We start from the raw sequence: 19,604 nt of genomic DNA on the forward strand, positions 1-19,604 counted from the left end.
AGAAGTAGCATGTGGGCGAGGGCGAGACTCCCGATACTGAGCAGGTGACCGCGATGGCGACGATCGAACCAACGGGGCGCACTGGCTTCCCCAGTGCTCCGTTCACCGTCAACGACCTGCTTGAGTTTCCCGAGGACGGGAACCGCTACGAGCTCTTCAACGGGAGCCTACTGGTGAGCCCCGCACCCACCCCCCGGCATCAGCGTGTGATCACGCGATTGTTGCTCATGCTGCAGAGCGCGGCACCGCCCGAGCTGGAGTGCCTGACCACCGTCAACGTCAAGCACAGCAATGAGGATTTCTACATCCCCGACCTCGTCGTCGTGCCCGAGGAAGTGTCGGAGCTGGTGGACCTGATGTACACGCCCGGCGATCTGCTCATGGCGGTGGAGGTCGTCAGCCCGAGCAGCAAGGCTCATGACAGGTCGACCAAGGTCGCGGCATACGCGGAAGCGGGTATTCCACTCTACTGGCGTGTGGAGCCCATGGAAGGGCCGAGGGTCTACGTCTACGAGCTGGACGGCCGCAGCTACGCGGGCCCAGTCGTTCACAAGGCCGGAACCGAGATCACCTTGTCGGCGCCCTTCCCTGTGACGTTCGATCCGGCTGATCTGCTACGACCGCGCGGCTGAATCCGTAGTCCTGTGCCGCACCTCGCGCCGAAACGCGCCCGGCGTCCAGGTCGGCGAGGACTGCCTCCCTGTCCCTTTCCTCCGGCGGCCCCAGCCCGCCGCCGCCCGTCGTCTCCACGATGAACGCCTCACCGGCTGCGAACCGCACATTGTTGACCTTGGACGCCAGCCGTTCCACCGTTCCGTCCAGCCGCCGCCGGTAGAACCCGCCCAGCCGCCCCGGCAGCCCGCCCTCGCGCCCGGGAGGCGCCAGCCGCAGCCGGTCGCCGCGCGTGGTGACGTGGCAGTCCGCCAGGAAGCGGTACACCGTGCGCGAGCCCAGCCCGCCCCGATGCCGGCCAGGCCCGCCCGAGTCCTCGATCGTCTCGATCGACTCCACGATCAGCGGGCAGCGGCTCTCCACCGGCTCCACCTGCGGCACCGAATTACGGCCGATGCCGAAGTGCACGCCCGTCGCGTCAGGACCGTCCAGGCCCCTGCGCGCGCCCACGCCGCCGAAGTCGTAGGACAGGTGAATCCAGTACGGCGCCCCGACCGCCGCGATCGAGAACGGCTGCAGGATCCCGCTGGCCGCGATCGCCCGCTCGGGCACCGCGTCCGACAGGGCCTGGAAGACGGCCTCCATGGCGGCGTAGATGGGCACGTACCGGCCGCCGCACGGGTGCGGGGAGCGGGCGTTGAGCAGGCAGCCCTCCGGCAGGCGCACCTCGATGGCCCGCAGGCAGCCGTCGTTCATCGGGATGGTGGGGTCGAGGAAGCAGCGGACGGCGAACACGGCGGCGGCCAGCGACTGCGACGCCGAGGCGTTGATCGCCGCCGGGACCTGCGGGTCCGTGCCCGCGAAGTCGAGCACCGCTACCGACTCCGCACCGGCGACCGCCTCCTGCTCGCCGAGGGTGACGGCCACCCGGATGTGGTGGGTCACGTCGGGGTCGATCCCGTCGTCGTCGATCGGGTACGCCGCCTCGTAGCGGCCCTTCGGCAACCCGGCCAGCGCCGCGCGGGTCCTGGCCTCGGTGTGGGCGAGGTAGTCGTCGATGCCCTCCGCCAGGCCCCGCTCGCCGTACTCGCCGATCAGCGACTCCAGCCGGGCGGCGGCCACGGCGGTGCCGGCCACGAGGGCACGTACGTCGCCCATGACCTTGTCCGGGGTGCGGCTGTTGGCCCGCAGGATCGCCTCGACGGCCGGCTCCAGGCCCTCGCCCGTGGCCAGGCGTACCGGGGGGAGTTGCAGGCCCTCCAGGAAGATGTCGGTGGCCAGCGGGGCCATGCCGCCGGCCGAGAGGCCGCCCAGGTCGGAGACGTGGATCATGGTGGCGGTGAAGTACGCCGGAACCTCCGCCACGAAGACCGGGCGGTAGACGAGCAGGTCGTTGGTGTGCACGCCGCCCCGGTAGGCGTCGTTGAGCGCGTACACCTCGCCCGGGCGCATCGTGTCCGGCGGGATGTCCTTGAGGAGTTCGGGGAGGGCGACCTTGAGTGCCATGCTGTTCATGAGCGTCGTGGCCATGGAGTGCGCGACCAGGCGGCCGCGCGCGTCCAGGACGGCGGCCGAGGCGTCGGAGCCCTCGACGATGAAGGTGGAGTACGCCGAGCGCACCACCACGATGCCGGCCTCCTCCGCCGCCACCACCAGGGCGTTCCTGAGCACCTCGGCGGTCAGGGGGTCGGTGGTCATGGGGTGGTCCTTCTGAGGTGTACGGCGCGGGTGCCGGTCAGGGTGGCGCTCCAGCCGGGCGGGACGACGATCGTGGACTCGGCGTCCTCGATGATGGCCGGGCCGGGGAGGTCCTGCGGAAGGGTGTCCCTGGTGTGGACGGGCACCTCGGTGTAGCCGCCGCCCGACTGCGGGAAGTACGCCATGCGCGTGTAGCTCGGCGTGCTCGTGCCCGTGCCGGTAGTGGGCGGGTCGGGGGTGCTGGTGACGGTGTCGTTCGTGGGTGGGGCGGCGGGGGCGGTCAGGCGGATGCGGTAGCTCACCAGCTCGATCTCGCCGCGCTGGCTGATCCCGTACACCTCCGCGTACCTGCCGAAGAAGCGGGACTCCAGGGTGGCGCGGTCGGCGGACCAGTCCACGGTCAGGTCGTGCGACTGGCCCTTGAAGCGGACGGCCACCGAGCGCAGCACCCGCACTCCGGCGGAGGTGAGTGAGACGCCCAGGTCGGTGGCGGCCTCCGTGGCCAGGCGGGTGAAGACGGCCTCCGGGTCCGGCTCGTCCAGGCGGGACAGTACGCGGTCGGTGGACAACTCGCCCGACAGCAGGCCGGCCGCCGAGGCCACCCCGCAGTACGCGGGGACCACCACCGTCCGGATCCCGAAGCGCTCCGCCACCCGGGCCGCGTGCATCGGCCCCGCGCCACCGAAGGCGACCAGGGCGAAGCCGCGCGGGTCGATGCCCCGCTGCACGGTCACCACGTGCACCGCCGAGGCCATCGCGGCGCTGACGATCTCGTACACGGCGTACGCGGCCTCCTCCAGCGACACCCCGAGCGGTCCGGCCAGCCGCTCCAATGCCTTGTCCGCCAGCGCGGGCGACAGCGGAAGGCCCGCCAGGGCCGATTCGGCGGGCAATGTGGATGGCGCTTCCGAGGGAGAGGCGGAGGGCAATCCCGGCGGTGCTTGTGCGGGCGGGGTGGAGGGTGGTCCGGGCGGTGCTTGTGCGGACGGGGCGGAGGGTGGTCCCGGAGGCGTGGGGGAAGGTAAGGAGAGGGATGGGGAGAGGTAGCCGAGTACCAGGTTGGCGTCGGTGACGGTGGGGTCGGAGCCGCCCAGGCCGTAGCAGGCCGGGCCGGGGGAGGAGCCGGCCGAGCGGGGGCCGACGCGGAGCGCGCCCGCCGCGTCCAGCCAGGCCACGCTGCCGCCGCCCGCGCCCACCTCGGCCAGGTCGATGGCCGGGGTCTTGATGGGGACGCCGGTGCCCGCCCGGCGCCCGCCGAAGCTGCCCTTGCCCCCGACGTGGAACTCGTGCGTGATCTCCGGCCGGCCCCCGCGCACCACGCACGCCTTGGCGGTGGTGCCGCCCATGTCGAACGAGATCGCGTTCGCGAACCCGGCTCCGGCCGCCGCCAGCACGCCCGCCGCAGGCCCCGACTCGATCGTGGTGACCGCCCGCCTGGCGGCCAGTTCGGCGGAGATCACCCCGCCGCCGGACTCCATGACGTGGATGGGCGCGCAGATCCCGAGGTCCGCCAGCCGCTCCCGGAAGCGCGAAAGGTACGAAGCCATCATTGGACCGATATAAGCGGACATGATGGTGGTGGTGGCGCGCTCGTATTCGCGGCTTTCCGGCCAGATCTCGGAGGAGGTCACGACGTTGGGGATCGATGCGCGGAGGATCTCGGCCACCCGGCGTTCGTGGTCCGGATTCGCGTACGCGTGCAGCAGGCACACCGCCGCCGAGGCGATCCCGCGCGCCGCGATCTCGCGGGCGACCCGGCGTACCGAATCAAGGTCCAGGGGGGTGAGCACCGCGCCGCGCGCCGATACCCGTTCCGTCACCTCGAAGCAGTCCCCGGGCGCGACCGGGGGAGGGGGCGGGGTGAAGCGCAGGTCGTAGCGGTCCTCCTCGACGCGGGCGTAGCGGCCGAGCGGCACTGTGGCACGAAAGCCCCGGGTCGTGACAAAGGCCACCCGCGCCCCCGTACGTTCGAGCACCGCGTTGGTGGCCAGCGTCGTCGCGTGCACCACCCGCGTGACCAGCGACGGGTCCCGGCCGCCGAGCGCGCGCGTAACGCCGGCCACGATCCCCGCGATGGGGTCGTAGTGGGTGCTCAAGCATTTGGCCACGGTGATCGCGCCGGACGTGCCTCCAAGGACCACATCGGTGAAGGTGCCACCGACATCTACGCCGATCGTGTAGCCCATCCCGGTACGTTATGTCCCCGAGCAAGCGCTTGTCTACGTAGTGGTCTATTGACTTACGGCACGTGATTGGGACGCTGGTCCTAACCTTGCGTTTGGAGCGGAGATGGCGCGCCTCACAGCTCTAGCCGGTGGCGTCGCGGTGGCGGCACTGGTGCTCACCGCACTGCCGGTCGCGGCGCACGAACACCCGAGCGGCATCACCGACCTGGTGAGCCCGGCCGTGGTGCGACTGGAAGCCGTGTCCCACGTGGAGATCACCCTGCTCGACCACGTCAGTGAGCTGAAACATGTGGAGCGGTCCTACGACATCCCGTTCGGCGCGGGCACCGGGACCGTCGTCAGCCCCGACGGCACGGTCGTGGGGCTGCGGCGGCTGGCGGTCAACCCCGACGACGTCGCCGTCTACGCGGCCAACAAGATCTTCGCCGAGCACCACAAGGTGAAGATCCCGGCCGACTACGAGAAGCACACGCTCTCCGACGACATACTCAACCGGCACCTGCAGGACTGCTACCCGCCCAAGAGCAGCACCGCCACCTGCATCGTCAACGTCACCACCGACATCACGGCCTTCCCCAACGTCAGTCCGCCCAGCCCCGACGGCTACAAGCTCAAGTGCATCAAGGCGGGCCCGAAGCCCGACGACCCGGCCGTGCTGGTGCCGCTGACCCCCAGCGCGGGCGGCGTCGGCATGCCGACCGCGCCGCTCGCCGACAAGGTGCCCGACCAGCAGGGCTCGCCCACCAACGTGGCGGGCTTCCTGGGCAGGCCGGGACCGAACGTGGCGCACACGGTCGAGATCGCCCACCTCGGCAAGGGCGGCGTGGCAGGACAGGGCGGCAGGCCGTTCTCCGACCCGGAGAAGAAGGTGGACGAGCCGGTCAAGCTGGGCGGCCTGGCCGACAAGGGCCTGGTCGGCGCGCCGGTGATCGGCGACAAGAACGGCCACGTCATCGGCCTGCTGGTCGGCGGCGGCAAGGACGGCAAGATGATCGGGGTCAAGGAGATCACCGCAGTCCTGGCGGCCGCCAAGGTGGTGCCGCGCAGAGGCGCCATCGACACGGCGTTCGAGGCGGCGCTGACCCGCTACCACACGAAGTACTACACCGAGGCCGCGCCGGGCTTCCAGCGCGTGCTGGAGCTCTACCCCGGCAACGTGGTGGCCGCGGGACTGCTGAAGACCTCCCTGGCCAAGCGGGGCGGCCCCGAGGACCAGGGGACGAAGAAGGCGGCGGCCGAGTCCGAGCCGGCCACGCCGCTGTGGCCGTTCATCGCGGCTGCGGGGATTCTTTTCGCGGCGGCGGGGAGCGGGGCGTATTTGCTGTGGCGCCGCCGCACTCCGGAGATATCGACGGAACTGCCACAACCAATGGCGGCCACCGCACCGCTCGACGACGGCGCCAATCAGACCGTGGTCGTACGGCGGTCCCAGTCGTTCCAAGTGGTTCCGCAGCAGCAACAGGTGATGACGGCGGCGGATCCGATGATCAAGTACTGCACCTCGTGCGGCATGAGGCTCGGACCGGCGCACCGCTTCTGCGGCTACTGCGGCCACCCCAGCGAGACGTGATGCCATTGAACGAAAGATCCCTCATCGGCCAGGAGGTGGCCGGGTACTACATCGAGGACATCATCGGCAAGGGCGGCATGGCCGTCGTCTACCTGGCTCTCGACCCGAGGCTGAGCCGCCGGGTGGCGCTGAAGATCCTCAACCCGGTGCTCAGCGTCGACGACAGGTTCAGGCAACGGTTCATCCTGGAGTCCAGGACGGTCGCCAGCATCGAGCACCCCAACATCATCCCGATCTACGAGGCGAACGCCGACGTCGACGGCGTGTTGTACATCGCCATGCGCTACGTCGACGGCCTCGACCTGCGCCGGCTCATCTACGATCGCGGGCCGCTGCCGCTCGGCCAGGCCAACCAGATCTTCGCCCAGGTGGCCGCAGCGCTCGACGCCGCGCACGCGCACGACCTGATCCACCGTGACGTCAAGCCGGCCAACATCCTGCTGGCCGGGGACCACGTCTACCTGACCGACTTCGGCATCACCAAGCACCGCTCGTCGATCTCGGGGCTGACGCAGACCGACCAGTTCATCGGCACGCCCCGGTACATGTCGCCCGAGCAGATCAACAAGGAGCACATCGACGGCCGCTGTGACCAGTACGCGCTGGGCTGCGTGGTCTACGAGGCGCTGTCGGCGCGGCTGCCGTTCCAGCGCGAGAACGACATCGCGCTGCTCTGGGCTCACCTGGCCGAGCAGCCGACGCCGCTGTCGCAGTTGCGGCCCGAGCTGCCGCCGCAGGTGGACACCGTGATCATGCGGGCGCTGGCCAAGTCGCCCGACCAGCGCTACGCGACCTGCACCGAGTTCGTGACCGAACTGCGCGACGCGATCAGCGGGCAGCCGTACGATCCGTTCGACCCGTTCGGAGGGGCGGGCTCGGGGCCGCACGGCCTGGTGCCGCGCCCGGGCCAGAGCCCGCACTCGGGGCCCTATCCGGTGCAGCGCGCGGTGCCCAGGCAGCCCGCCGGGCCAGGATCGGGACCGCACTCCGTGCCGCCGCAGCCAGGGCCAGGCCCGGGGTCGGGGCCGCACGCCGTACCTCAGCAGGGGATCGGATCGGCTCAGCAGAGGACCGGGTCGGGGCCGCAGCTCGGGCAGCCGATCGGGCACGGCGGGGCGCATCGGGCGCCCGCGCCGCCCACGCAGCCGTCCAGGGCGAAGGGCCGGCCGGGCAGGATCCCGATCGTGGCCGCCACGCTGGTGGCCGCCATCGCGGCGCTCGCGCTGGTCGCGTTCGTCATCGTGAACAACCGGAGCGACGCCTGGGTCCGCTACAAGACCAGCGCCGCCGCGCCGCTCACGTTCGACTATCCGGGCGACTGGACGGCCCGCACCCACCAGGACCTCTTCGCGGTGGCCTCCCCGCACGCCCCCGTGTTCGAGGACCTGTTCGTGGCGGGGCCCGGCGCGGACTGGTCGAGGGCCGCGGAGATCATCAGCAGCGAGCCCGACAGCGCCACCGGCGTGTACGTCCAGGTCTCCGACACCCTCGACGCCAGCGGCACCGCCGACCTGATGAAACCCAAGATGGAGTCCCTGCTGCCGGGCCAGGTGGACCTGCAGAAACCCGTGCAGGACCAGGCGGGCAACAGCCCCGCCACCCGCTTCGACGGCTCCCTGCACGACCCCTCCACCGGCTCCAGGCTGGGCTTCGTCAGCTACGTGATCGACCGCGAGCCGAAGACCATGCTGGTCATGTACTTCTGCGCCAAGACCACCTGCGACGACGCCACCCAGACCCGGATCAGGCAGAGCGTGCGGTTGTCATGACGTTCGGGTGTGCAAGACGGGCAGGTGGCGTCTAACCTCCCGCGTGTGGGCATTCGCATCGTCATCGCCGACGACCAGGCGATGGTCAGGGCAGGGCTGCGCATGGTCGTGGAGAGCGAGCCCGGCATGGAGGTCGTGGGCGAGGCGGCCGACGGGCGCGAGGCCGTCGTCGTGGCCGGGCGCACGCGGCCGGACATCGTGCTCATGGACATCTCGATGCCCGGCCTCGACGGGCTGGCCGCGGCCAGGGAACTGCTGGAGGCCCCCGCGCCGCCCAAGGTCATCACGCTGACCACGTTCGACACCGACGAGAACCTCTACGCCGCGCTGCGCGCCGGCACCAGCGGGTTCCTGCTCAAGACGTCGCCGCCGGAGCAACTCCTGGAGGCGATCAGGGTGGTGCACGCCGGCGACGCGCTGCTCGACCCCGCGGTGACCAGCCGGGTGATCGCCACGTTCGCCGGCCGGGCCGAGCCGAAGCCGTCGCCCGCGCTCGGCGAGCTGACGCCGCGCGAGCTGGAGGTGCTGCGGCTGCTGGCGCGCGGCCTCACCAACGCGGAGATCGCCAGAGACCTGTACGTGGGGGAGGCGACGGTCAAGACGCATGTGGCGCGGGTGCTGATGAAGTTGTCGCTGCGGGACCGGGCGCAGGCCGTGGTGTTCGCGTACGAGACGGGGGTCGTACGGCCGGGCGCGGCCTGACGTCCTTCGCGCAGAACGTTCTACCAGGCAACACGCCATAAGCTGACCAATGTGGTCGAATCGACTAAGGAACTTCGAGCATGATCATACTGATTACCGGGTCCGCGGGGCCCACCGGTGAGGCCGTATCCGGATATTTCCGGGCCCAGGGGCACACCGTGATCGGGGTGGACAAGCAGGACGTGGACCTGCTCGACCGCGCCGCCGTACAGGACCTGGCCGCCCGCGTCGAACGCGAGCACGGCCGCGTGGACGGCGTGGTGCACCTGGTGGGCGGCTGGCGCGGCAGCGACTCCTTCGCCCAGACCAGCCTCGACGACTGGGACCTCCTGCACGACCTGCTGATCCGCACCCTCCAGCACGTCTCGCTGGCCTTCGAGCCGCTCCTGCGGCGCAGCGACACCGGACGCTTCGTGATCGTCTCGGCCAAGGCGGCCCAGGCGCCGGACGCCGGAGGGGCGGTCTACGGGGCGGCCAAGGCGGCGGCGGAGGCGTGGACGCTCGCGCTGGCGGACGCGCTGCGCGGCACCTCGGGCGCGGCCATCATCCTCGTCGTCAAGGCCCTGGTCAACGACGCCATGCGGGCCGCCGACCCCGACGCCCGCTTCCCCGGCTTCACCGACGTCAACGAACTGGCGGCGGCCATCGGCGGTCTCTACGACTGCCCGGCCGCCGAGATCAACGGCACACGATTGGACCTCACTTCTTGACTCCCCGGCACGACCCCCGGCTCAAGGGCTTCGCCAGCGACAACTACGCCGGGGTGCACCCCGAGATCCTCCAGGCCATCGCCCAGGCCAACGACGGCCACCAGACCTCCTACGGCGACGACGTCTACACCGAGGCCATGGGCGAGATCTTCCGCCGCCATTTCGGCGCGCGGGCGCGGGCGTGGCCCGTCTTCAACGGCACCGCCGCCAACGTCGTCTGCCTGCGCTCGATGCTGGCCCCCTGGGAGGCGGTCATCTGCGCGGAAAGCGCCCACATCCACACCGACGAGGGCGGCGCGCCCGAGGTGGCGGGCGGCATCAAGCTGCTGGCCGTCCCCACGCCCGACGGCAAACTCACACCCGAGCTGATCGACCGGCAGGCGTGGGGCTTCGGCGACGTGCACCGGGCCCAGCCCAAGGTGGTGTCGATCTCGAACACCACCGAGCTGGGCACCCTCTACACGCCCGACGAGATCGCCGCCATCTGCGCGCACGCCCACGGCCTGGGCCTGCGCGTCCACCTCGACGGCTCCCGGCTGACCAACGCCGCCGCCGCGCTGGACGTCCCGCTGCGGGCGCTGACCACCGACGCGGGCGTGGACGTGCTCTCCTTCGGCGGCACGAAGATCGGCCTGATGTACGGCGAAGCCGTCGTCGTGCTCGACCCCGAGGCCGCCACCGGCGTGGACTACCTGCGCAAGACGTTCATGCAGCTGTCGTCGAAGATGCGCTTCGTGTCGGTGCAGTTCGAGGCGCTGCTCTCGGGCGACCTGTGGCTGCGCAACGCCCGCCACGCCAACGCCATGGCACGGCGGCTGGCCGGGGCGGTGCGCGACGTCCCCGGCGTGGAGCTGGCCCGGCCGGTCGAGGCCAACGCCGTCTTCGCCGTGCTGCCCGCGGACGTGGCCGAGCGGCTGCGCAAGCGGTTCAGGTTCTACGTCTGGGACAACGCGACCGGGGAGGTGCGCTGGATGTGCGCGTTCGACACGACTGAGGACGACGTGGACGCCTTCGCCGCCGCCCTGGCCGAGGAGATGACCGCAGCAGACCGCTGAACCCGAGGCCGGCCGGGCGCGCGCCGCCTGCCGGGTCGGGGTCAGCGGGGGCGCAGGGCCTGGCGGGCGGCCTGCCAGCCGCCCATCCCGTGCGCGGCGGGCCCCGGCGGCGTCGAGGACGAGCAGAGGAACACCCCCGGCAGCGGCGTACGCCAAGGGGCCGGCGACCAGACAGGCCGGCGCAGGAACTGGCCCAGGCTCGCCAGCCCGCCCCCGATGTCCCCGCCCACCAGGTTGGGATTGGCCGCCTCCAGCTCGGCCGGACCCATCGCGTGCCTGGCCAGCACGCGATCGCGGAAACCCGGCGCGTACCGCTCGATCTGACGCTCGATGGCGTCGGTCATGTCGGCCCGCGAGCCGTGCGGCACATGGCAGTAGGCCCACAACGTGTGCCCGCCCCGCGTCGGATCGGCCACGTACGGCTGGACGAGCAGCACGTACGGATGCGGCGAGACCCGCCCGGCGGCCGCCTCCGCCTCGCTGAGCGTGATCTCCTCCAGCGTCCCCCCGAGGTGCACCGTGCCCGCCAGGGCCACCGCCGGATCCCGCCACGGCACGGGCCCGTCCAGCGCCCAGTCCATCTTGAACACCCCCGGCCCGTAGCGGTACCGCTCCAGCCGCCTGCGATAGCCCTCGGGAAGGTCGTCGGTCATGGACAACAACTGCCGGGGCGTCACGTCCAGCACGACGACGGGAGCGTCGAGCTCGGCCAGCCGGCGTACCCGGTGCCCGGTCACCGCCTCCCCGCCCAGCGACCTGAACTCGGCCAGGAGCGCGTCGGTCAGCACCTGCGACCCGCCGCGCACCACCGGCCAGCCCACCAGGTGCGCCAGACCGCCCAGCACCAGCCCGTAACCGGCCGAGATGGGCCGGCGCAGGTCGAGCATGGCGTGCGCGGCGATCCCCGCGAACAGCGCCCGCCCCTCCACCGTCTTCAGCACCCGCCGGGCGAACGTGGTGGCCGGCAGCGCCGCCATCGGCCCGAACGCGGCCGCCCGCAGCAGCGGCCCGGGGCGCGGCGGCCACGGCCCCAGCGGCTTGAGCAGGATGTCCACCAGCGGGAACCCGCCGCGCGCCACCGCCCCGGCGGTCGCCGTCCACGCGACCCCGTCACGCCCGAGCCCTTCCGCGGTACGCCGCAGGTCGCGGTGGAGCAGCGCGGACGGACGGCCGTCGAGCGGATGGGCCGCGGCCACGGGCGCATGGGCGAACTCGACCCCTTTGAGCTCCAGCCCGCGGAACGCCGGCGAGGCCAGCGCCATCCCCATCACGGTCGCGCCGAAGTCGTGGATCAGGCCGGGCAGCGTCGCCTCGCTGGACCTCAGCCCGCCCCCGAACTGCGCGGCCCCCTCCAGCAGCAGCACCTTGCGCCCGGCCCGCGCCAGCATGATCGCGGCGACCAGCCCGTTGGGCCCCGAGCCCACGACGATCGCGTCGGCGCTCACGGCTCGTCGCGGCCGCTGATCGACGGACAGGCGCTCACAACCCGTGACGGCTCCAGCGCCGGCGGCTGCGCGTTCATGACCCGTGACGGCTCCAGCGCCGGCGGATAGGCGCTCATGACCCGTGATGGCCTCAGCGCCGTCGGATAGGCGCTCATCGGCCTATTGGGGCTTCAGAATCGACGGATACGGCTGCGCGCCCCGCTGCTTGAGCAGGTCGGTCATCAGTTTGATCTCCCCGCTCTGCCCGTCGACGATCTTCTGCGCCATGCTGACCACCTCGCTGCGGGTGGACAACCTCAGCAACCCCTCGGCCATGTCCACACCCCCCTCATGGTGGCGGATCATGAGCTGCAGGAACAGCACCTCGGCCTGCGTGCCCCGCGCCTCCTTGAGCTTGGTCAGCTCCTGCGGCGTGGCCATGCCGGGCATGACCCCCGGCGTCGCGGCGGGCGCCGCGCCCGGCGTGGCGCCGTGGCCGTGGCCGCTCATCCAGGCCATCGCCGGCTGGTCGGTCGACGGGTCGAGCCGCCACTGCTGCAGCCACCCCTGGAACATGCCGCGCTGGTTGGCCTGGGTGTTGATGATGTCGAAGGCCAGGCTCCTGATCTCCCTGGCGGGCCCCTTGTCCCTGATGATGAACGCCATGTCCACAGCCTGCGCGTGATGGGTGGTCATGTCGCGGGCGAACCCGGCCTCGGCCGAGGTGTCGCTTGGCGCGCTGTCGCGGCCGAACAGCAGGAACGCGGCCACGGCGAGCACCAGCACGCCGCAGGCGATCAACAGGGGGTTTCTCACCGGCTTTTCCATGGCCGTTCCAGCGTACCCACCAGCGGACGCAGCCGTGATCGGACCCTTATATGCCGCTTATTCTCCGCATACGCCCGGAGGGCATAGGGTGACCCGGAGTTGGTACGCCGATGGAGGAGCGATGACGAAGGAGAAGGCGCAGGCGAGGCGCGAAAACCTGCAGAAGTTGCGCGCCGAGCAGAAGCGCAAGCAACGCCGCGCCGCGCTGCTCATGTGGGGAACGGGCGGGCTGATCATCGTGGTGCTCGTCGGCGTGGTCGGCTTCTATCTGGTCAGGCAGGCCCAGGAGACCTCGCTCGACGCCGTGAGCAGCACCAAGTACGAGGCCGGCCAGCACGTCTGGAACACGGTGACGTACAAGGAGACGCCGCCGGTGGGCGGTGAGCACAACAACTACTGGCAGCAGTGCGCGATCTATGACAAGCCGATCCACAGCGAGCACGCCGTGCACTCGCTGGAGCACGGCGCGATCTGGATCACCTACCGGCCCGACCTGGCCAAGGCGCAGGTGGACAAGCTGAAGGAGGTCGCGGGTTCGACGGGGCAGCAGGACTACATGCTCATGAGCCCCTACCCCAACCTGCCGTCGCCGATCGTGGTCTCCTCGTGGGGGCATCAGCTCAAGCTGACCGATCCGGCGGACCCGAAGCTCGGCGCGTTCATCAAGCGCTACCAGAACGGCAAGGACACGCCCGAGCCGGGCGCGACCTGCGGTGGCGCGGACGCGATCAGCACCACCGCAGACCAGGCACCGCTGCCGCCCCAGCCTCAGCAGCAGCAACAGCCGCAGGAGACCACCGCTCCGTCGCCCAGCCAGTCCCAGAAGTAGACGCGGGGTACGAAGAAGAAGGGCCCGGCACGCCGGGCCCTTTCTCCTTGTCCTAGGGACTTCCCAGAATGTCCTGCGCGGCCGTCCATTCCAGCCCGTGCGCCTGGGCCACGGGGCGGCTGGTCAGATGGCCCTCGTGGGTGTTCAGGCCGAGCGCCAGTGCCCGGTCCTCGCGCATCGCCCGCCGCCAGCCCAGGTCGGCGATGGCCAGCGCGTACGGGAGCGTCACGTTCGTCAGCGCGAACGTCGAGGTGTGCGGCACGGCCCCCGGCATGTTGGCCACGCAGTAGAACAGCGAGTCGTGCACCCGGTAGGTCGGCTCCCGGTGTGTGGTCGGCCGGGAGCCCTCGAAGCAGCCGCCCTGGTCGATCGAGATGTCCACCAGCACCGAGCCCGGCTTCATGCGGGCCACCAGCTCGTCGCTCACCAGCTTCGGGGCCCTGGCGCCGGGCACGAGGACCGCGCCGATGACCAGGTCGGCCTCCAGCACCGCGCGTTCGATCTCCAGCGTGTTGGAGGCGACGGTCTGGCAGTGGCCCTGGTAGATCACGTCGGCCTGGCGCAGCTTGTCGATGTTCCTGTCCAGCAGCAGCACCTCGGCCTGCATGCCGAGGGCGATGGCGGCGGCGTTCATGCCGGAGACCCCGGCCCCGATCACCACCACGTGCGCCGCGCGTACCCCCGACACCCCGCCCATCAGCACGCCTCTGCCGCTGGCCGAGCGCATCAGGTGGTAGGCGCCCACCTGCGGCGCCAGCCGGCCCGCCACCTCGGACATGGGCGCGAGCAGGGGCAGCGCGCCGTCAGGGGTCTGGACGGTCTCGTAGGCGACGGCGGTGCAGCCCGACTCCAGCAGCGCCCGCGTGCAGGCGGCGGACGCGGCCAGGTGCAGGTAGGTGAACAGCACCAGCCCCTTGCGCAGCCGGTGGTACTCCTCGGCCACCGGCTCCTTGACCTTCATCACCAGGTCGGCGACGCCCCACACCTCGTCGGCCCCGGCGAGCAGGACCGCGCCGGCGGCGGCGAAGTCGGCGTCGGGGATCGCGGACCCCGTGCCCGCGTCGCGCTCGACGAAGACCTGGTGGCCGTGGCGCACCAGCTCGTGCACTCCCGCCGGGGTGAGAGCCACCCGGTACTCGCTGTTCTTGACCTCGCGGGGCACTGCGATCTTCATGGCCCAACTCTTCTCGGCGAACGCGCGCTCACACCTCCATTCTTGCTCCCATCTCACGGTTGGGTGAGGATTGTCCGCCTGATTACCCCGGTGCGCCTTCTCCTCGATAGGCTCACCGGCAGCCCGAACGTCAGAATGGGATCGTCATCGATGGACAAGCCGGAAGAGCCGCCACCCGCGGACCCGGGGGAGCCGAAGGCCAGCAGACTCACCACCATCGTGCTGATCGTCTCGCTGGTCCTCGTCGTGCTCGTCGCAGGCGTGCTCGGCACGGTCGCCGTTCTGATGACCAGGAGCCCCGACGCGCCGCTGTTAGGCGGCGCGCCCCCGCGGCACCTGGCGGTGCCCATCCACTTCGCGCCCGTCAGGGAGAGCAAGCCCGCGCCCTGCCCGGGTGACCCGGCCGTGCTCGACGAGAAGCAGACCACCTGCTACCTGCTGGAGGACGGCGTCACGGTCGCCTCCGTGCAGCAGATCGAGCCGCTGCGGGAGAAGGACGGCCAATACTCCGTGCGCATCGCGGTCGCTCCCGCGTTCAAGGAACGACTGGTCACGCTGATCGACGAGATGGTGCCCGAGCAGCGGCCGGTCGCGATCGTGCTCGCGCCCGAGCAGGCAGACCAGCCCAAGACCGTGCTGGCCGCGCCCGTCGTCACCCAGCAGATGGACGGCGACAGCGTGAGCATCGCCGGCTTCACCAAGGAGGACGCCGAGGCCCTGGTGGCCCGCCTGCTGGGCGGCTCGCCGGGCGCGACCACGCCCCCGACCGGCCCCGCGGACACCGGCCCGCCGTCGCAGTCGCCCGGCACGGGCGGCCAGCAGAGCACGGTCCCGACCGGCCCGGCGATCCAGCCGACGGGAACCACCACCGGCAATACCACTGGGAGCACCACCGGCAGCACCACCGGGACCACCGGCGCCACGACGGGCGCGTCACAGCCGGGCTCCACGATCGGCGGCCGGCGCACCCCCGACAAGCGTCACGCGAGTTGCAAGGAGGCCGTGGCGGCCGGTGACGGGCCCTACCACCAGGGCACGCATGAGGAGTACGGCTGGTACACCGACGTAGACCGCAACGGGGTGGCCTGCAACAGCGGCGACATCCGCTAACCGAACAACTCCCGCAGCCAGTCGATGGCGAAGTAGGCGAAGAAGACCAGCGAGACGACCCAGAGCAGCCAGGGAATCTCGGCGAACCGCCCCCTGACCGCCTTGATCAGCGTGTAGACGATCACGCCCGCGCCCACGCCGTTCGTGATCGAGTACGTGAACGGCATCAGCGCGATCGTCAGGAACGCCGGCACCGCCAGATCCAGGTCGTCCCACGGCACGTTCCTGCTCTGCGTCATCATCAGCGCCCCGACCAGCACCAGCGCGGGCGCCGCGGCGGCGGCGGGCACCACGGCGGCCAGCGGCGTGAACAGCAGCGTCAGCCCCAGCAGCGCGCCCGTCACCACGCTGGCCAGCCCGGTACGCGCCCCCTCGCCGACCCCGGCCGCCGACTCCACGAACACGGTGTTGGCCGAGGCGCTGGCGGAGCCGCCCACCATGCCGGCCACGCCGTCCACGGTCAGGATCCGGCCCAGCCGGGGCACTCGCCCGTGCCGGTCCACCAGCCCGGCCTCGTCGCTGACGCCGATGATCGTCCCCATGGCGTCGAAGAACCCCGACAACACCAGCGTGAACAGCACCACCGTGGCCGTCAGCGCCCCCGCCGTGACGAACCCGCCGAACAGGTCGAAGTGGCCCACCAGCCCGAAGTTCGGCGCGGAGACCAGCGACTCGGGCATGCGCGGCGTGACCACGCCCCAGGCGCCGGGCTCGATGGTGGTCAGAGAGTTCACCAGGATGGCCAGGGCGGCGGTCACGGCGATGCTGATGAGGATGGCGGCGGGGACCCTGCGGACGTACAGCAGGATCATCAGCAGCAGGCCGAAGCAGAACACCGCGACCGGCCAGCCCGTCAGGTGCCCGGTCGAGCCGAGTTGCACGGGCGTGCCGGAGCCCGGGGCGACGAAGCCCGCGTCCACCAGTCCGATGAGCGCGATGAACAGCCCGATGCCGACGCTGATCGCGTGTTTGAGCGCGAGCGGGATCGCGTTCATGATCAGGGTGCGCAGGCCGCTGACGGCCAGCACGATGATCACGAAGCCTTCCAGCACCACCAGGCCCATGGCCTGCGCCCACGTCATGTGCGGCGCGGCCTGGTAGGCGACCACCGCGTTCAGTCCCAGGCCGGCGGCCAGCCCGAAGGGCGCGTTGCCGACGAAGGCCATGAGCAGCGTGGAGATCGCCGCGGCCAGCGCGGTGGAGGTGGTCAGCTCGCCGATCGAGAGCCGGGCGCCCGTGACGTCCTTCGCGCCGGCCAGGATGATGGGGTTGAGCAGGATGATGTACGCCATGGCCACGAACGTGGTCACCCCGCCACGCACCTCGCGGCCGACGGTGCTGCCCCGCCCGGTCAGCTCGAAGAACCTGTCGAGCACCGGCACTCCCCCTCGTGATCAAGGGGGAATGCCGGGTTGCCTACCCAGGCGGCGCGTAGATCACGCCTTCTCGTGGCGGCCGTGGCCCACCAGGGCGACGAACTCGTCGAGCTTGATCTTGCCGTCCCCGTCCCTGTCGGCGGCGGTGATGAACGCCTCGATCTCGCTCTCCGACGCGCCCTGCCCGCCCAGCGCGTCGTTGGCCTGCCTGATCTCGTCGGCCGTCAGCAGACCGTCGCCGTCGCTGTCGAAGCGGTTGAACTCCGCCTCCGCCGCCTCACGCGCGGTAGCCATCAGATCCCCCTTTTGGAGCTGTCGTCGAACAACGCGATATCTTCCGGCCTAATCGGAACGCGAGTCAACCGAAGTCCGGTAGCCGCTCTGACGGCGGCCGCGATGGCGGGGGTTGAGGACAGCGTCGGGGGCTCGCCGGCGCCGCGCAGCCCGTACGGAGCCGCCGGGTCCGGATTTTCCAGGATTTTCAGCGTCATGGGCGGCATGTCGAGGATGGTGGGGATGAGGTAGTCGGTGAACGACGGGTTCAGCACCCGGCCCTCGCGTACCTGCACCTCCTCCATGAGCGCCAGCCCGAGCCCCTGCGCGGACCCGCCGTGGATCTGGCCCTCCAGCGCCTGCGGGTTCAGTATCCGCCCGACGTCCTGCACCGCCGCCAGCTCCACCACCTTGACCAGGCCCAGCTCCACGTCCACGTCCACGACGGCCCGGTGCACGCACAACGCGAGCTGCGTGTGGGAGTCGCCCTGGCCGGTGAGCGGGTCCATCGGGTACGTCGGCCGGTGCCGGTACTCGCGGGTCTCCTCGATCGGCCCGAACCGCTCCAGCGCCTCCTTGGGCGCCAGCCCTCCGAACCGCTCGCGCACGGCCTCGCAGGCGGTCTTGACCGCGCCGCCGGTGACGTAGGACTGGCGCGAGGCCGAGGAGGAGCCCGCGGAGCCGACCGAGGTGTCGGCGGTGGCCACGGTGACGTCCGCGATGCCCAGCTCCGTACGGGCGATCTGGGCCTGCACGGTCACCAGCCCCTGGCCCACCTCGGCCGCCGCCGTGTACACGGTGACGTGCGGCTCGCCGCCGACCAGCTCGGCCCGCACCCGGGCGGTGGAGAAGTCGTCGAAGCCCTCGGAGAAGCAGATGTTCTTGATCCCCACGCCGTAGCCCACGCCACGGCGTACGGACTCGCCGTGCGTGGTCTGCGAGACGCCGCCGGGCAACCCCCGCAGATCGTGCTCGGGGCCGCCGGGCGGCAGCGGCATGGCCTCCAGGTCGCGCAGCATCTCCGCCAGCGGAGCCGGGGAGTCGATCACCTGGCCGGTGATCAGCGCGGAGCCCTGGGAGACGGCGTTGCGCCGGCGGATCTCGACCGGCGACAACCCGCACGCCTGCGCCAGCCGGTCCATCTGCGACTCGTAGGCGTAGCACGCCTGCACCGCGCCGAACCCGCGCATCGCGCCGCACGGCGGGTTGTTGGTGTAGACGCCGGTGGCCTCCACCCGCACGTTCGCCACCTCGTACGGCCCCACCCCCAGCGACGCCGCGTTGCCGACCACGGCGGGGGAGGAGGAGCAGTACGCGCCGCCGTCCAGCAGGATGTCGGCCTTGACGTAGACCAGCCTGCCGTCGCGGGTCGCGCCGTGCTCGTAGCGCATCCGGGCGGGATGGCGGTGCACGTGCCCGAAGAACGACTCCTCACGGCCGTAGCTCATCTTGACCGGGCGGCCCAGCCGCAGGGCCAGCATGCAGGCGTGGATCTGCATCGACAGGTCCTCGCGGGCGCCGAACGCCCCGCCGACACCCGACAGCGTCAGGCGCACCTTGTCCTGGGGCAGGTTCAGGCAGGGCGCGAGCTGGTCGCGGTCCACGTGCAGCCACTGGGTGGCGATGTACAGGTCCACGCCGCCGTCCTCGGCCGGCACCGCCAGGCCCGACTCGGGGCCGAGGAAGGCCTGGTCCTGCATGCCGACCTCGTACTCGCCGGTGACGACCACCTCGGCCTCGAACGTGTCGCCGCGGCGCACCGGCTGGTGGCGCACGAAGTGCTGGGACTCGCGGGGGTCGGTGATGGCGGGGCGCGGCTCGTACTCCACCACGATGGCGGCCACGGCCCTGCGGGCGGTCTCCGGATGGTCGGCCGCCACCAGGGCCACCGGCTCGCCCTGGTGACGCACCTGGTCGATGGCCAGCACCGGCTGGTCCTTGTGCTCCAGGCCGTAGAACTTCGCGCCCGGCACGTCCTCGTGGGTCAGCACGGTGTGCACGCCCGCCATCCGCAGCGCGGGTCCCACGTCGATCGAGCGGATCCACGCCGACGGGTGCGGGCTGCGCAGCGTCGCCCCCCACACCATGCCCTCCAGCCACAGGTCGGAGGAGTAGGCGAACTCGCCCGTCACCTTCAGTGCGGCGTCGGGCCGCCGCGCGCTCTCCCCGACCCCGTGAATGACCGCGTCAGCCGTCTGCGTCATCTTCCGAGTCAAGCACCGCGGGCCCCGCCCGTCCTATGCGCCCGGCGTGAAATCCCGGTCAGCGCTTGTCCTGCCGGGCTTGTA

Annotated in this window: 17 protein-coding genes; 8 read left to right on the forward strand and 9 right to left on the reverse strand. The window is 71.3% G+C overall.

Features of this window, described 5'->3' with window-relative positions:
* Window positions 1–53: 53 nt before the first annotated feature.
* Window positions 54–632: a Uma2 family endonuclease gene (locus tag AB0I81_RS21020; protein WP_360658969.1), complete on the forward strand. Its 579-nt coding sequence runs from the start codon at window positions 54–56 to the stop codon at window positions 630–632.
* Here AB0I81_RS21020 and AB0I81_RS21025 read toward each other — a convergent pair.
* Together AB0I81_RS21025 and AB0I81_RS21030 are read right to left on the reverse strand one after the other, a co-directional pair.
* A complete protein-coding gene (locus tag AB0I81_RS21025) occupies window positions 568–2,310 on the reverse strand; it encodes a hydantoinase B/oxoprolinase family protein (RefSeq protein WP_360658971.1) in 1,743 nt (580 codons plus the stop codon). The genes AB0I81_RS21020 and AB0I81_RS21025 overlap by 65 nt on opposite strands.
* The gene (locus AB0I81_RS21030) at window positions 2,307–4,496 is read right to left on the reverse strand and encodes a hydantoinase/oxoprolinase family protein (protein ID WP_360658973.1); all 2,190 of its coding nucleotides are present in this window, start codon (window positions 4,494–4,496) and stop codon (window positions 2,307–2,309) included. Before AB0I81_RS21030 ends, AB0I81_RS21025 begins: the two co-directional genes overlap by 4 nt.
* A gap of 103 nt (window positions 4,497–4,599) precedes the next feature.
* Here AB0I81_RS21030 and AB0I81_RS21035 point away from each other — a divergent pair, with 103 nt between their 5' ends.
* The 5 genes from AB0I81_RS21035 to AB0I81_RS21055 all read left to right on the forward strand — a co-directional run bounded on the left by AB0I81_RS21035 (window position 4,600) and on the right by AB0I81_RS21055 (window position 10,302).
* Window positions 4,600–6,066, forward strand: coding sequence for a zinc ribbon domain-containing protein (locus AB0I81_RS21035; RefSeq protein ID WP_360658975.1), 1,467 nt, complete (start codon window positions 4,600–4,602; stop codon window positions 6,064–6,066).
* Window positions 6,066–7,835: a serine/threonine-protein kinase gene (locus AB0I81_RS21040; protein WP_360658977.1), complete on the forward strand. Its 1,770-nt coding sequence runs from the start codon at window positions 6,066–6,068 to the stop codon at window positions 7,833–7,835. The genes AB0I81_RS21035 and AB0I81_RS21040 overlap by 1 nt, the downstream gene beginning before the upstream one ends.
* A gap of 45 nt (window positions 7,836–7,880) precedes the next feature.
* Window positions 7,881–8,537 carry a response regulator transcription factor gene (locus AB0I81_RS21045; protein ID WP_360658979.1) on the forward strand — a complete coding sequence of 219 codons (657 nt, stop codon included), beginning with the start codon at window positions 7,881–7,883 and terminating at the stop codon, window positions 8,535–8,537.
* Between the two features lie 80 nt (window positions 8,538–8,617).
* Window positions 8,618–9,247 carry an SDR family NAD(P)-dependent oxidoreductase gene (locus AB0I81_RS21050; protein WP_360658981.1) on the forward strand — a complete coding sequence of 210 codons (630 nt, stop codon included), beginning with the start codon at window positions 8,618–8,620 and terminating at the stop codon, window positions 9,245–9,247.
* On the forward strand, window positions 9,244–10,302 hold the full coding sequence (locus AB0I81_RS21055; protein ID WP_360658983.1) for a low specificity L-threonine aldolase: 1,059 nt from the start codon (window positions 9,244–9,246) through the stop codon (window positions 10,300–10,302). Before AB0I81_RS21050 ends, AB0I81_RS21055 begins: the two co-directional genes overlap by 4 nt.
* Before the next feature lie 41 nt (window positions 10,303–10,343).
* Here AB0I81_RS21055 and AB0I81_RS21060 read toward each other — a convergent pair whose 3' ends face one another.
* The 3 genes from AB0I81_RS21060 to AB0I81_RS21070 are packed head-to-tail and all read right to left on the reverse strand — an operon-like array spanning window position 10,344 to window position 12,542.
* Window positions 10,344–11,747 carry an NAD(P)/FAD-dependent oxidoreductase gene (locus AB0I81_RS21060; RefSeq protein ID WP_360658985.1) on the reverse strand — a complete coding sequence of 468 codons (1,404 nt, stop codon included), beginning with the start codon at window positions 11,745–11,747 and terminating at the stop codon, window positions 10,344–10,346.
* Entirely contained in the window at window positions 11,744–11,902 is a 159-nt protein-coding gene (locus AB0I81_RS21065) for a hypothetical protein (RefSeq protein ID WP_360658987.1), read from the reverse strand. Before AB0I81_RS21065 ends, AB0I81_RS21060 begins: the two co-directional genes overlap by 4 nt.
* A 4-nt stretch (window positions 11,903–11,906) precedes the next feature.
* Window positions 11,907–12,542: a DUF305 domain-containing protein gene (locus AB0I81_RS21070; protein WP_360658989.1), complete on the reverse strand. Its 636-nt coding sequence runs from the start codon at window positions 12,540–12,542 to the stop codon at window positions 11,907–11,909.
* A 133-nt stretch (window positions 12,543–12,675) separates the two neighbouring features.
* Between AB0I81_RS21070 and AB0I81_RS21075 the strand changes: the two genes are divergently transcribed.
* A complete protein-coding gene (locus AB0I81_RS21075; protein WP_360658991.1) occupies window positions 12,676–13,383 on the forward strand; it encodes a DUF3105 domain-containing protein in 708 nt (235 codons plus the stop codon).
* Window positions 13,384–13,435: 52 nt separating this feature from the next.
* Here AB0I81_RS21075 and ald read toward each other — a convergent pair whose 3' ends face one another.
* Window positions 13,436–14,557, reverse strand: a complete 1,122-nt coding sequence (gene ald / locus AB0I81_RS21080; RefSeq protein WP_360658993.1) for an alanine dehydrogenase — start codon at window positions 14,555–14,557, stop codon at window positions 13,436–13,438.
* Window positions 14,558–14,707: 150 nt separating this feature from the next.
* Between ald and AB0I81_RS21085 the strand changes: the two genes are divergently transcribed.
* Window positions 14,708–15,667, forward strand: coding sequence for an excalibur calcium-binding domain-containing protein (locus tag AB0I81_RS21085; RefSeq protein ID WP_360658995.1), 960 nt, complete (start codon window positions 14,708–14,710; stop codon window positions 15,665–15,667).
* Here AB0I81_RS21085 and AB0I81_RS21090 read toward each other — a convergent pair.
* Genes AB0I81_RS21090 through AB0I81_RS21100 form a run of 3 tightly spaced genes read right to left on the reverse strand, consistent with a single transcriptional unit; the run spans window position 15,664 to window position 19,520 of the window.
* Window positions 15,664–17,043: an NCS2 family permease gene (locus tag AB0I81_RS21090; RefSeq protein ID WP_360658997.1), complete on the reverse strand. Its 1,380-nt coding sequence runs from the start codon at window positions 17,041–17,043 to the stop codon at window positions 15,664–15,666. The two genes, AB0I81_RS21085 and AB0I81_RS21090, sit on opposite strands and share 4 nt — an antisense overlap.
* A 60-nt stretch (window positions 17,044–17,103) precedes the next feature.
* Window positions 17,104–17,337: an EF-hand domain-containing protein gene (locus AB0I81_RS21095; protein WP_360658999.1), complete on the reverse strand. Its 234-nt coding sequence runs from the start codon at window positions 17,335–17,337 to the stop codon at window positions 17,104–17,106.
* Window positions 17,337–19,520, reverse strand: a complete 2,184-nt coding sequence (locus AB0I81_RS21100) for a molybdopterin cofactor-binding domain-containing protein (protein WP_360659001.1) — start codon at window positions 19,518–19,520, stop codon at window positions 17,337–17,339. The genes AB0I81_RS21095 and AB0I81_RS21100 overlap by 1 nt, the downstream gene beginning before the upstream one ends.
* Between the last annotated feature and the right edge of the window lie 84 nt (window positions 19,521–19,604).

The organism is Nonomuraea sp. NPDC050404 (genome assembly GCF_040655495.1).
Lineage (GTDB): Bacteria > Actinomycetota > Actinomycetes > Streptosporangiales > Streptosporangiaceae > Nonomuraea.

What these genes read in the sequence shown, in the direction of transcription:
- AB0I81_RS21065 (WP_360658987.1), bottom strand. Translation starts at nt 11,902, where the DNA reads ATGAGCGCCTATCCGACGGCGCTGAGGCCATCACGGGTCATGAGCGCC.
- AB0I81_RS21085 (WP_360658995.1), top strand. Translation starts at nt 14,708, where the DNA reads ATGGACAAGCCGGAAGAGCCGCCACCCGCGGACCCGGGGGAGCCGAAG.
- AB0I81_RS21100 (WP_360659001.1), bottom strand. Translation starts at nt 19,520, where the DNA reads ATGACGCAGACGGCTGACGCGGTCATTCACGGGGTCGGGGAGAGCGCG.
- AB0I81_RS21035 (WP_360658975.1), top strand. Translation starts at nt 4,600, where the DNA reads ATGGCGCGCCTCACAGCTCTAGCCGGTGGCGTCGCGGTGGCGGCACTG.
- AB0I81_RS21040 (WP_360658977.1), top strand. Translation starts at nt 6,066, where the DNA reads ATGCCATTGAACGAAAGATCCCTCATCGGCCAGGAGGTGGCCGGGTAC.
- AB0I81_RS21025 (WP_360658971.1), bottom strand. Translation starts at nt 2,310, where the DNA reads ATGACCACCGACCCCCTGACCGCCGAGGTGCTCAGGAACGCCCTGGTG.
- AB0I81_RS21095 (WP_360658999.1), bottom strand. Translation starts at nt 17,337, where the DNA reads ATGGCTACCGCGCGTGAGGCGGCGGAGGCGGAGTTCAACCGCTTCGAC.
- ald (WP_360658993.1), bottom strand. Translation starts at nt 14,557, where the DNA reads ATGAAGATCGCAGTGCCCCGCGAGGTCAAGAACAGCGAGTACCGGGTG.
- AB0I81_RS21030 (WP_360658973.1), bottom strand. Translation starts at nt 4,496, where the DNA reads ATGGGCTACACGATCGGCGTAGATGTCGGTGGCACCTTCACCGATGTG.
- AB0I81_RS21075 (WP_360658991.1), top strand. Translation starts at nt 12,676, where the DNA reads ATGACGAAGGAGAAGGCGCAGGCGAGGCGCGAAAACCTGCAGAAGTTG.
- AB0I81_RS21020 (WP_360658969.1), top strand. Translation starts at nt 54, where the DNA reads ATGGCGACGATCGAACCAACGGGGCGCACTGGCTTCCCCAGTGCTCCG.
- AB0I81_RS21050 (WP_360658981.1), top strand. Translation starts at nt 8,618, where the DNA reads ATGATCATACTGATTACCGGGTCCGCGGGGCCCACCGGTGAGGCCGTA.